10 protein-coding genes are annotated in these 12,033 nt (G+C 30.2%); all 10 read right to left on the bottom strand.

From position 1 onward, the window contains the following. Positions 1-56: 56 nt before the first annotated feature. Positions 57-1,337 (bottom strand): solute carrier family 23 protein, encoded by a 1,281-nt coding sequence (locus RYK99_RS05865; protein ID WP_314990950.1) that lies wholly within the window; start codon positions 1,335-1,337, stop codon positions 57-59. A gap of 253 nt (positions 1,338-1,590) precedes the next feature. Further along, a complete protein-coding gene (locus RYK99_RS05860; protein WP_314990948.1) occupies positions 1,591-2,175 on the bottom strand; it encodes a peptidylprolyl isomerase in 585 nt (194 codons plus the stop codon). A gap of 57 nt (positions 2,176-2,232) precedes the next feature. Continuing rightward, complete coding sequence (thrS, locus tag RYK99_RS05855) at positions 2,233-4,176, bottom strand: threonine--tRNA ligase (RefSeq protein WP_314990946.1); 1,944 nt, start codon at positions 4,174-4,176, stop codon at positions 2,233-2,235. A 339-nt stretch (positions 4,177-4,515) separates the two neighbouring features. Further along, on the bottom strand, positions 4,516-5,715 hold the full coding sequence (locus RYK99_RS05850) for a leucine-rich repeat domain-containing protein (protein WP_314990944.1): 1,200 nt from the start codon (positions 5,713-5,715) through the stop codon (positions 4,516-4,518). After that, on the bottom strand, positions 5,696-7,264 hold the full coding sequence (locus tag RYK99_RS05845) for a hypothetical protein (protein WP_314990942.1): 1,569 nt from the start codon (positions 7,262-7,264) through the stop codon (positions 5,696-5,698). The genes RYK99_RS05850 and RYK99_RS05845 overlap by 20 nt, the downstream gene beginning before the upstream one ends. Positions 7,265-7,270: 6 nt before the next feature. Further along, on the bottom strand, positions 7,271-8,233 hold the full coding sequence (locus RYK99_RS05840; protein ID WP_314990940.1) for a glycosyltransferase family 2 protein: 963 nt from the start codon (positions 8,231-8,233) through the stop codon (positions 7,271-7,273). Between the two features lie 15 nt (positions 8,234-8,248). Beyond that, positions 8,249-9,280: an L-threonylcarbamoyladenylate synthase gene (locus RYK99_RS05835; protein ID WP_314990938.1), complete on the bottom strand. Its 1,032-nt coding sequence runs from the start codon at positions 9,278-9,280 to the stop codon at positions 8,249-8,251. Positions 9,281-9,305: 25 nt separating this feature from the next. Next, positions 9,306-10,091, bottom strand: a complete 786-nt coding sequence (locus tag RYK99_RS05830) for an energy-coupling factor transporter transmembrane component T (RefSeq protein ID WP_314990937.1) — start codon at positions 10,089-10,091, stop codon at positions 9,306-9,308. Next, positions 10,084-10,971, bottom strand: coding sequence for an energy-coupling factor transporter ATPase (locus RYK99_RS05825; protein WP_314990935.1), 888 nt, complete (start codon positions 10,969-10,971; stop codon positions 10,084-10,086). The genes RYK99_RS05830 and RYK99_RS05825 overlap by 8 nt, the downstream gene beginning before the upstream one ends. Then, positions 10,956-11,777, bottom strand: coding sequence for an energy-coupling factor transporter ATPase (locus RYK99_RS05820; RefSeq protein ID WP_314990933.1), 822 nt, complete (start codon positions 11,775-11,777; stop codon positions 10,956-10,958). The genes RYK99_RS05825 and RYK99_RS05820 overlap by 16 nt, the downstream gene beginning before the upstream one ends. Positions 11,778-12,033: the final 256 nt, after the last annotated feature.

Below are 12,033 nucleotides of genomic sequence, written 5' to 3'. Positions count from 1 at the left end.
ATCTAAAAAAATAGCCAGTAACTTGTATTAAAAGTTACTAGCTATTTTGTTAAATACTATTTTTTATCTTCTTTTGGTAAGAATGCATTTAATAACACACCGCTGATTGCTGCAAGTGCCATCGCTGGAAGTTCGAAGTTAATGCTTTCGAATTTAAGCATTGCTCCACCTACACCTAAAACGATGATTACTGATGAAATTACTAAGTTTCTGTTGATACTTAAGTCTACTTTTTCATCTACTAACATTCTAAGTCCACTTGAAGCGATTATACCGAATAGTAAAATCGATACACCACCCATAACAGGTGATGGAATCGTAGAGATTAGAGCTGAGAACTTACCTACAAAACTTAAAATAAGTGCGAATACCGCTGCTCCCCCTAATACGAATACAGAGAAGATACGTGTAATAGCAAGAACCCCAATGTTTTCACCATATGTTGTACTTGGTGGCCCACCTAAAAGTGATGCGAACATCATCGCCGTTCCATCAGCTAAAATTGAACGATGTAAACCTGGATCTTTTAGGAAGTTTCTTCCTACAACTTCAGATAATACCATTTGGTGACCGATGTGTTCGTTAATAGTAACTATAGCAATAGGTACCATTGCTAATGCTGCTACATTCCAATGAGGTGTGTATATCACAAAAGGAATTGTGAACTTCGGTAAACTAAACCAAGGAGCATCGATAACCGGTTGGAAATCTACTAATCCTGCGAATACTGCTACAATGTAACCAAAAACAATTCCTAATAATACAGGAATTTGTTTAGCAAATCCTCTTAAAGCTACGCAACAGAAAATAGTTGCTGCTAATGTGATAAGAGCTACTAAGAAGTATTTCAAATCATAAACTTTAGCTCCATCTACTGTTTTATACATCGCCATGTTAATTGCTGTAGGAGCAATTCCAAGTCCAATAACAATGATAATAGGTCCAACTACTACCGGTGGTAAAAGTTTAAGCAACCAATTTACACCAAATTTGTAAATTAACATTGCTACAACTCCATAAACTAAGCTGGCTAAAAATGCACCAAGCATTGCTGTTTCAACATTGTGTGTTGTTGATAATACAATAATAGGATTAATAAAGGCAAATGAAGATCCTAAGTATGCAGGAATTTTACCTCTAGTTATTAATAAATACGTAAGTGTTCCAATACCTGATGTTGTTAAAGCTGTACTTGCTGGTAATCCTGTTAAAATTGGTACTAACACAGTCGCTCCAAACATTGCGAATAAGTGTTGTAAGCTTAACGTTACCCATAGAGCTAAGTTAGGCTTTTCATGAACATCAAGAATTGGTTTTACTCTTGTTTTTTCTGCCATTCTTTTTCTCCTTTTTTTATATTCAAACTTTCATAATTATATCACATGAATAGTCAATTTGAAAGTGTTTTTTTTTATTTTTTTCGAGAAGAAATTTAAAATAATTAATAATATTTTATTATTGGGAAAAAGTTTCCTCTGCTCTTTAGTTTATATTAATTTTCATTATCTAAATTCTAAAATTATATAATGATTTTTTCTACTACAATATATAAAAACGCAAGATTAAATCTATTAACCTTGCGTTTTACAATTATTTAACTTCTACATCAAGAATTACAACTTCTTCAACTGGTTTATCTTGAGCTCCAGTTTTTACGGCTGCAATTTTTTCTAAAGTTTTCGCACCTGCAATAAGTTGTCCAAACACTGTGTGACGGTGATCTAAGTGAGGAGTTCCTCCTAGTTTAGCATAACCTTCAACAGCCTCTTTTGGCCATCCACCTTGTTCAAGTGCTTGTAAAGTTCTAGCATCTACATGAGAATTTTGAACTATAAAGAATTGACTTCCATTTGTATTTGGTCCAGCATTCGCCATACTTAACGCACCATAGAAGTGGAAATAATCCATTGAGAATTCATCTTCGAAACTACGTCCCCATATTGATTCTCCTCCCATACCTGTTCCAGTTGGGTCTCCACCTTGAATCATAAAGTCTTTAATTACACGGTGGAAAATAATACCTTTATAGTATCCATTTCTTGCGTGAGTTAAAAAGTTTTCTACTGCTTTTGGAATATCTTTTTCAAATAATTTGAAAGTCATATCTCCATGAGTAGTTTTAATTTTTACTCTAACTTGACCTTTTTTTACATTTTTTGTTAATTGAGTTAACATTATATCTCTCCTTATTATGAGAAGGGATGAACTTCCACCCCTTCTCTTTTTATTTTACTATGCGTTTTTCTCGATTAATCTTTCGCTAATTTCTCTTAAGATATTTTCTTTGAATTCAGCAAAGCTTTCTTCTTTTTGGTTTAATGAACCAAATGTTCTAACGTTAACATTTCTGTTTTCTACTTCTTTATCTCCAATTACTAAAGTATATGGAATTTTTTTGCTTGCTGCTTCACGGATTTTATATCCTAGTTTTTCATCTCTGTCATCGATAGCTACTTTAACACCAGCTTTTTTAAGTTCTTGCATGATTTCTTTAGAATAATCATAGTGGTAATCATTGTTTACTGGGATAATACGTACTTGGTTTGGTGATAACCATGTTGGTAAATCTCCTTTGTACTCTTCTAATAAGAAAGCAACCATTCTTTCCATTGTTGATACAATACCACGGTGGATAACTACTGGACGGTGAGCTTTTCCATCTTCACCAATGTATTCTAGTTCGAATCTTTCTGGTAATAAGAAGTCTAATTGAATTGTAGATAATGTTTCTTGTTTTCCGATTGCTGTTTCTACTTGAACGTCAAGTTTTGGTCCGTAGAATGCTGCTTCTCCTTCAGCTTCAACATAGTCTAATCCTAATTCATCGGCAGTTTCTTTTAACATTTGTTGAGCATTGTTCCACATTGCATCATCATCGAAGTATTTCTCAGTGTTTTCAGGGTCTCTATACGATAGACGGTAACTGAAGTTTTTAATACCTAAATCTTTGTATGCTTCTTCGATAAGTCCTACTGTAAGTTTGAATTCATCTTTAAGTTGATCTGGACGTACGAAAATGTGAGCATCGTTTAGAGTCATACCACGAACACGTTGTAATCCACTCACTGCTCCACTTGCTTCATAACGGTGCATCATTCCAAGCTCTGCGATACGGATTGGAAGTTCACGGTATGAGTGACGTTCATTTTTATAAACCATCATGTGGTGAGGACAGTTCATTGGACGAAGTACCATTGTTTCGTGGTCCATCTCCATTGGTGGGAACATATCTTCTTGGTAGTGCTCCCAGTGTCCACTTGTGATATATAAATCTTTAGATCCCATAATTGGAGTATAAACGTGGTCGTATCCTAATTCTACTTCTTTATCAACGATATATCTTTCGATTGTACGACGGATAGTAGCACCATTTGGTAACCATAATGGTAATCCAGCACCAACTTTTTGACTTGTTGTGAAGATTCCTAGTTCTTTACCTAGTTTTCTGTGATCACGTTCACGTGCTTCTTGTAATCTCACTAAGTGTTGCTCCATATGGTCTTTAGTGAAGTAAGCTGTTCCGTAAATACGTTGTAACATTTTATTATCACTATTACCTCTCCAGTATGCACCAGCTACAGATAATAATTTAAATTCTTTAATTTTTGAAGTTGCACTTACATGTCCTCCACGACAAAGGTCAGTAAATTCACCTTGTGTGTAAACTGTAATTACTTCATCAGCTGGAAGATCATTAATTAATTCTACTTTATATGGATCTTCTTTGAAAATTTCTAAAGCTTCTTCTTTACTTACTTCACGACCTTCAATTGCGTAATTTTCGCTAATAATTTTCTTAACTTCTTTTTCGATTGCTTTGAAGTCTTCTTCTGAAACTTTGTATTCAGCATCAAAGTCATAGTAGAATCCACCATCAATAGCTGGACCAACTCCGAAGTGCACATCTTTACCGTATAGTCTTCTTAATGCTTGTGCTAATACGTGTGCGCAAGTGTGACGTAATACATATAAACTATCTTTATCTTCATCATCTGCTACGATAAGTTTTAAGTTACCATCTTTTGTTATTGGTTTGTTAACTTCGATGTAATCCTCATCTAATTTTGCAGAAATAACTTTTTTCTTAAGACTAACACTGATACTTTCCGCAATTTCTAAAGGTGTTTTATTATCATATTCTCTTACATTTCCATCTGGAAAAACTAATTTAGCCATATTAAGGTCTCCTTCTTTTTTATATACTTAGTCTAACTTACTTAGAAATTAAAAAAGCCCCTTCTCTAGCCGAAACTAAAGAAGGGACGAATCTTTCCGTGGTACCACCCAAATTCGAAGTAATCTTACTTCCTCTTTGTGAATATAGCTCACTAACTATGTTAATACTATTAGCTAGGTAGTAACATATATTGCTTATAGATATTTTCAGCACCATACCCTCTCTTAAATAAGTTAAATATATATCTTGTCCTAAGTATACGTTGATTTATTTCATTAATGTAATTCTAGCACAAAGATAGATGAATTTCAAGGGGAAACTCATCTATCTTTTTCATTTTATTTATTTTTTTTCCAATAACTTCTTATACCACTAAAAGTAAAAATTAATATTAACAACATGAAAATATAATTTTTTACACTGAAATATTTCGCAGCTTCTGTTTTTACTACCTCTAGTTTTTTATCTATGTTATTAGATTTTTTAACTTCTAAGTTATTTTTTTCGAATGTAGTTATATCAGTTTCACTAACTTCAGTATTTTTTAAAGCTATATAATAAAGATATTTTGCATCCTTTAATGCTGAAATATCAGTCACCGCTGTATCAGATATATCTACACTAGAAATATTTGGTACATCTTTTAACGCATCTATATTTCTCAGACCTATATTTTCGTTCAGCATCAATCGATATAAATACTTTTTATCTTTCAACGCATCTATATTTTCAATATTGTTTTTATATAATAGTAATTCTTCTAAGCTTGATAAATCTTTAAGTGCTGTAATATCACTAATACTATTTCTATCTAAATATAATACTCTTAATGATTTTAATTCAGTTAATGGTGTTATATCCTTAATAGCATTTTCTTCAGCAACTAAGCTCTCAAGTTTTGTAGCATTTTTTATAAATGAAATATTGTCTAAACCTATACCAGAAATATTTAGACTCCTTAGATTTTCAAGTTTCAAATTATTTGGAATATAATCTTTTAAAACATTATTCATCGAAACGTCTAATGATTCTACTTTTAAATCATTTAGAAAATCTAAGTTATTCATTAGATTTTTTCTAAGCACTAATTGTCTTAATTTAGTTAATTTCGCTAAACTCTTTGGATCTTTTATTTTATTATTTGTTAGATTTAAATCTTCCAATTCTACTAGTTTTTCTAAAGGTGTAATATCTTCAATAAAGTTATTTGATAGATTTAAATTTTTCAAATTAACAGCATATTCTAAACCTTTTAGAGAAAAAATATTTTTCCAAGGTAATGATAGACTTGTAAATTGTTCCATCATTCCTATCGTTACTTCTTCACCTTTATAGTCTTTATTAATATGAAACTTATAATATTCTAGTAACGCTTCTTTAAGATTAAGATCATCGAAATCTATTTTTTGACTATTTTCAATTTCTGTAAATTTCTTTTCTCCAAAGGGTACATAAACATCATTAGCTTTTATCGTTGGAGTAGATACAGCTAGTCCCAATAATGTTATGACAAAAGCTTTATATATTACCTTTTTCATCTTTGTCCTCTTTATTTTTTTTATACTCAGTTATTTTATTTTGCACAATTATTAATCCATATGCAGCAAGTGGAATTAAAAATACGAAATACGGGAATACATATCTACTTTTCGCTTCCCAAATCATATGAAATAATGTTCCACCAATAAATGCAACCGGGATTATCGTTAGTACTTCTTTTTTCTTTCTATAAACATTCACTGCAAAAACTACAGAAAATACATACACAAATACTTGAAATACCTTCATAATAAAAGTAAGTACATGATGAGTTCCATCAAAGTAAATTTGTTTTATAAAAAAGTCTTTTACTTTTTCCAACTTAGTCTCATTATCAAAGTTTCTCTGTGGTGCTGTTACCAATAAACTTTGGAATGTTGGTTCTATAAATTGATTTTCATACTTTCTTTGATAAAAATCTACAGCATATCTAGGATTTTTCTTAAATACCTCTACTCTTTGTTTTATAGAATCTTTTGAAATATCCGTTATACGTTTTGCATCATAATCTTCTTCTGGCATTATGTCATAATTGAATCTATTCCACCAACCTGCTTCACGATCTCCTTCTTGCATCCCCATCGCTATCCATGTAATTTTCGGAACACCCTCAGCGATTGTCTTTTGACTCTTAACTTCATAATAATTATAAATTAGACTCTTAGACGCACTCATTAAAAATAAACAGCTGACTATAAAAGCTATTACCTTTTTATCTCTAACTCTAATAAGATAAATTATGGCTGCTGAGAATATTGCTAGCATATGTATTAAGTTATTACCTATAAATAGAATTGCAATATTAATACTTAAAGCACTTATTACCAACGTATACCATTTTTTATACTTAATATACTTTATAAAATAATAATAAGCGACTAATGTTAAAAACATACCTGGTAGCAATCCGTAGACAAATGCAACATAAAATATTAATGGAAAACATAGTCCACTAAGAATTACAACTAAATAGTTTGTATCTTCATCGTCAAACATTATATTAGATATTTTATATAACATAAAAATTATATAACTTATCGAAAAGCTTTGCATTATATATAAAATAAATGTTGCTCTACCAAATAATGATAGTATTATTTGGAAAAGAAATACTGTTGTAATTTGGTGTGAATATATATATAAATAGTTATTTCCTTTATCAAGACCACTATAGTTCTCTCTTATGAAATTATTAGCTTGATCTATTACATTAAATGGATCAAATTGCACATAATCACGTCTCAATATCGCAAATAATATACTAATAATAAATATGTAAATCATTACAACTAAAACTAATCTTTGAACACTTATTATTTTTTTCAAATATCTTGCTAATATTAAGATAACTATACTAAATATTATAAGAAATATAATATTTAGTATAGCACTATCATTTTCATAATATAAAGTTTCTTGATAATCTTTCGGAAATATCGCTGTTTTTGTTAACACTAATAGTGAATTCATCCCCATAAGCACCATAAAAATCACAGCTATGACTTTTACTAAAAAGTTAGAAAATTTATTTAATATTTCCTTATTCATTGCCAATTATTCCTCTTCGTTTTTTTCTTCGTTTAAGAATTGTTCAACAATGAATCTTGGGCGACCTTTTGTTTCTAAGTAAATTTTACCTACATATTCACCTACAATACCTAATGAAATCATAATCATTCCACCGATGAACCACATCGATATCATTAAGCTTGACCACCCCGGTCTTGCAAATCCTGCAAAATAACTATATAAAGTGTAGAAAAATACTATCGCAGCAATAAATATCATTAATGCTCCACCTATAGTAATAAATCTAATTAATTTTACAGATAAAGAAGTAATTCCTTCAAAAGCAAATGCTAACATCTTAGATAATGGATATTTACTTTCTCCAGCAAATCTTTCTGCACGTTCGTATGTTACAATATCACTTGGATATCCTATCATAGGAACAATACCACGTAGGAATAAGTTTACTTCTTTAAATTGAGCTAATCCTTCTAATGCACGTTTACTCATTAAACGATAGTCTGCATGGTTGAATACTGTATTAGCTCCTAGTTTTTCCATTACTTTATAGAATGCCTCTGCTGTGAAACGTTTAAAGAATGTATCTGTAGTTCTTGCTGAACGAACACCGTAAACTACATCAGCACCTTCAAGATATTTTTTCATCATTTCATCCATAGCGTTAATATCATCTTGTAAATCAGCATCCATTGAAATACTTACATCACAGTAATCCTTAACAGTCATAAGTCCTGCTAATAGAGCGTTTTGGTGACCTCTATTTCTACTTAAGTTAATACCACTGAATAATGGATTTTTTTTATGAAGTTCTTCTATCATCTTCCATGTTTTATCTTTTGAACCATCGTTCACTAAAACAACATGGCTATCTTTTGAAATTAAATCTTCTTCTATCATAGAATTCATTTTAACTTCTAATCTTTTTGCAGTTTCGTTTAATACCTCTTCTTCATTGTAACAAGGTATAACTACGTATAACTTTTTCATTACAAATCTCCTATTTTATTTTTTACTTATCGCTTTATTAAGTCTATTTAATAAAGCTTTATTCTCTTTTGTCTCTTCAATCGGTAGTATAAAAATCTCTTCTACCTCTTCTTCATCAAACTCCCTTAGAATATTATATAAATTTTTATTAGATTGTTCAACACTTTTCTCATTATCCGCTAAATATTTTACAGAAACATTTAAAAAGCCAACTTCTGATTCCATTTCTTTATATGTAATGAAGCCAGTTTTTTTATCTCTTTCTTTTAAAATACTTATTAATTTCTCAAATGAATCATTAAACAGCACTAATTCCGCTTCGGGAGAATAATGTCTATATTTCATTCCAGGGGCGATAGGAGTCTCATTTTTTGTTAATATTTCTTCATTATATTTTACACTGCCTTCTCCTAGTACACCTTCTATATCTTCTTTTGTAATTTCTCCAGGACGTGCAATAACAAGAGGATACCTCGTACAATCAATAACTGTACTTTCCAAACCAATATCAGATTGCTCATCTTCGATTATTACATCAATTTTCCCATTCAAATCATGGTAAACATGTTCAAATTTTGTTGGAGATGGTTTACCACTTGTATTAGCACTTGGTGCTGCTAATAAAACTTCAGTTTCCTTTAATATTTCTCGAGCAGTAATATTAGAAGGCATCCTAACAGCTAATGTATTTAATCCTGCAGTAACCTTTTTAGAAACGCCATTGTTATCTTTAGCATTTAAAATTAACGTCATAGGTCCTGGCCAAAAATTATTTATTAGTTTTTTTACATTTTCATCGTTATAATCGACTATGCTATCCAATTGGTTCATTTCATAAAAATGAACAATTAATGGATTGTCACTAGGCCGTCCTTTAGCTTCATATATCTTACTTACCGCTTCATCGTCCATAGCATTAGCACTAAGTCCATATACCGTTTCTGTTGGAATAGCTACTAACTTCCCGTCTTTATAATATGTAGTTAATTTACTATATATTTCTTCTTTATTTTCACTTTTAGAAATATTAATTATTTCTGTTTCCATCCTATCTCCTTTCTTTAATTTAGCACTACAATATTATTAATATTGTAATGACTATTATTAATATATAACTTAAATAATCTAGATTACTATATTTCAATACTTTATACTTACTTCTTATTCCAGTTGTAGAATACCCTCTTACTTCCATTGCAGTAGCAAGTTCATCAGCTCTTTTTAGAGTAGCTATAAATAAGGGGATTAATATTGGAATAAACTTTCTTACTTTCTGCGCTAGATTTCCCTCATTAAAATCTGAACCACGAGAAACCTGTGCATTTATTATTCGATTAGTTTCTTCTAATATAGTTGGAATAAATCTTAGTGAAATTGATAATACTAATGCAAAAGTTGAAATTGGAATTCCTACTTTCTGTAAAAATCCAAGACTCTTTTCTATAGCATTCGTTATCTCAGTTGGTGAAGTAGTAGCCATAAAAACTACCATTATCATAACGACTAAGATAAATCTAACAGTTATCAATGCTATTCCAAAAAGTGCTCCACTATAAATCTTCCAGCCCAACACCTCTAACAATACTTCACCTTTTTTATTAAAAACAAGATGAATAAAAGAAGTAAATATAATTAATATACTAATTGCTTTTACACTATTTATTAAAAATGCTAGACTTGTTTTTGATAATATAACTATCATTATCAACATTAAAAACAAGATAGAAAACTCTAGAACATTATAAGCAATAAAGACATCTATTAAGTACAAAATTACAAAAAATATTTTTGCTCTAGGATCTAGATTATGAATAATTGTATTCAATGGAATATATTTACTTATTAATGAATTATTCATTTACACTACTTCCTATCTTATTTTTTAAAGCATCTATTAAATCTTCGTATTTCCTAGGAAATACATTTAACTTAATATTATTTTCTTGCAGCTTATTATAAAATTTTAGTAATTCTGGTTGTTCCAGTGAATTTTCTTTAAGCAGTTTTTCATCAGCAAAAAGTTCCTCCACCGTTCCTTCGAAATTAATTTTTCCATTTTTTAAAACAAAAACTTTATCTGCATACTCTAATACGTAGTTCATATTATGAGATATAAGAACTATTGTCATATTGAGTTCGTCTTTAAGTTTTTTCACCATGGTCATGATTTCTTCACGACTCTTATAATCTAAAGCTACTGTTGGCTCATCTAATATCAATACTTTCGGTTCAAGAGCAAGCACTCCACATAGAGCGACTTTTCTCATCTCTCCACCAGAAAGTTCAAATGGTGATTTATCCAAGTAACTCTTATCTAATCCGACTAACTTTATTAATTCTTTAGCCTTAGAAATGGCACTTTCTTCTGATATACCGTAGTTTAACGGTGCAAAGATAATATCTTTTAATACACTTGTTTCAAATAACTGTTGCTCAGAAAATTGGAATAATACGGCAACATCTTGTCTTAATACTTTTAATTTTTTAGCCAGTTCACGCTTTTCTTTTTTACTTTTCGGATTAGTAATTAGTACATTATTTACTAATACTTCTCCATGTGTAGGTAATAATAAACCATTAATATGCTCTATAAGAGTAGATTTTCCACTCCCAGTCTTACCTATTATAACTGTATAACTTCCTTCTTCTACGTTCAAGTTAATATCTTTCAACACTTCTCTTGCATAAGGGGTTTTATAATTATAAGTATAGCTTACATTTTTTAAACTAATTTGCATATTTTTTTCACTACACTCTCCTCGTCTTCTTCTATTTCAAATATATCTTGATTTAGGTAATTATTTAGATCTTTTTTTACTCTTTCTACAAAAGGAACTTCTAAACTATATTTTTCCAGTATTGTCATATCAGAATATAGTGTACTATAGTCTCCATGATAAACTATTTCTCCACCCTCTAATATAACAATGTCATCCGAATAAATACTCTCTTCTGCATCATGAGTAATTGATATTATAGTTATTCCTTTTTCTCTATTAATTTTTTTTATATATCCTAAAATGGACTTTCTTGCCTTCGGATCAAGCATACTCGTCGCCTCATCGAGTATTAAAATCTCAGGATTTAAAGCAAGAGAAGATGCTATCGCAACCCTTTGTTTTTGTCCTCCTGACAGTGATGATGGCTCATATTTTCTGTAGTCACTCATATCTACAATCTCTAAAACCTCATCTATTATTTTATCCATATCTTCTTGTGGTACATTCCTATTTTCAAGCCCAAAAGCAATGTCTTCTTCTACAGTAGAACCTACAAATTGGTTGTCAGGATTTTGAAATACTATAGCTATTTTATTTTTTATACCGTCATAAATTTCTTTACTGTATTCTGTATTATTAAATAGAACCTTCCCAGAAGTTGCTAAATTTTGACCGTAAATCAACTTCATTAACGTTGATTTTCCACTTCCATTTTTTCCTAAGACACTTAACCAATGCCCTTCTTTTATTTCTAAATTTATATTTGATAATGCAGTCTTTTTAGAACTAGAATACTGAAAAAAAACATCTTCAAATTTTATCATTTTATTACCTAATTTCTATAGAATATCTCTTTATTATATCAAATATCCCGATTTTTCTCAATCTAAATGAGGCTAATCCAAAAGTCCTAAATTTTAACAAAGTTCATATGAATATTCATAGACTCAGCGGTTTATTGATAGCTAAATTAACTTTATAAAAGCTATTTAGATATCTAATAAACTGTGCGAGGGTGCCTCTGAAAAATCGATTTTGATATGTACCCAGAATTCTGGACACATATATATTTAGTTTAGA

Origin of the sequence: uncultured Gemella sp. (assembly GCF_963537375.1) — a bacterium.
Classification (GTDB): Bacteria; Bacillota; Bacilli; order Staphylococcales; family Gemellaceae; genus Gemella.
This window is presented reverse-complemented; position numbering and strand designations above follow the sequence as displayed.

Excerpts from the sequence above, each read along its gene's own strand:
- RYK99_RS05865 (WP_314990950.1), bottom strand. The coding sequence starts at position 1,337 with ATGGCAGAAAAAACAAGAGTAAAACCAATTCTTGATGTTCATGAAAAG.
- RYK99_RS05860 (WP_314990948.1), bottom strand. The coding sequence starts at position 2,175 with ATGTTAACTCAATTAACAAAAAATGTAAAAAAAGGTCAAGTTAGAGTA.
- thrS (WP_314990946.1), bottom strand. The coding sequence starts at position 4,176 with ATGGCTAAATTAGTTTTTCCAGATGGAAATGTAAGAGAATATGATAAT.
- RYK99_RS05850 (WP_314990944.1), bottom strand. The coding sequence starts at position 5,715 with ATGAAAAAGGTAATATATAAAGCTTTTGTCATAACATTATTGGGACTA.
- RYK99_RS05845 (WP_314990942.1), bottom strand. The coding sequence starts at position 7,264 with ATGAATAAGGAAATATTAAATAAATTTTCTAACTTTTTAGTAAAAGTC.
- RYK99_RS05840 (WP_314990940.1), bottom strand. The coding sequence starts at position 8,233 with ATGAAAAAGTTATACGTAGTTATACCTTGTTACAATGAAGAAGAGGTA.
- RYK99_RS05835 (WP_314990938.1), bottom strand. The coding sequence starts at position 9,280 with ATGGAAACAGAAATAATTAATATTTCTAAAAGTGAAAATAAAGAAGAA.
- RYK99_RS05830 (WP_314990937.1), bottom strand. The coding sequence starts at position 10,091 with ATGAATAATTCATTAATAAGTAAATATATTCCATTGAATACAATTATT.
- RYK99_RS05825 (WP_314990935.1), bottom strand. The coding sequence starts at position 10,971 with ATGCAAATTAGTTTAAAAAATGTAAGCTATACTTATAATTATAAAACC.
- RYK99_RS05820 (WP_314990933.1), bottom strand. The coding sequence starts at position 11,777 with ATGATAAAATTTGAAGATGTTTTTTTTCAGTATTCTAGTTCTAAAAAG.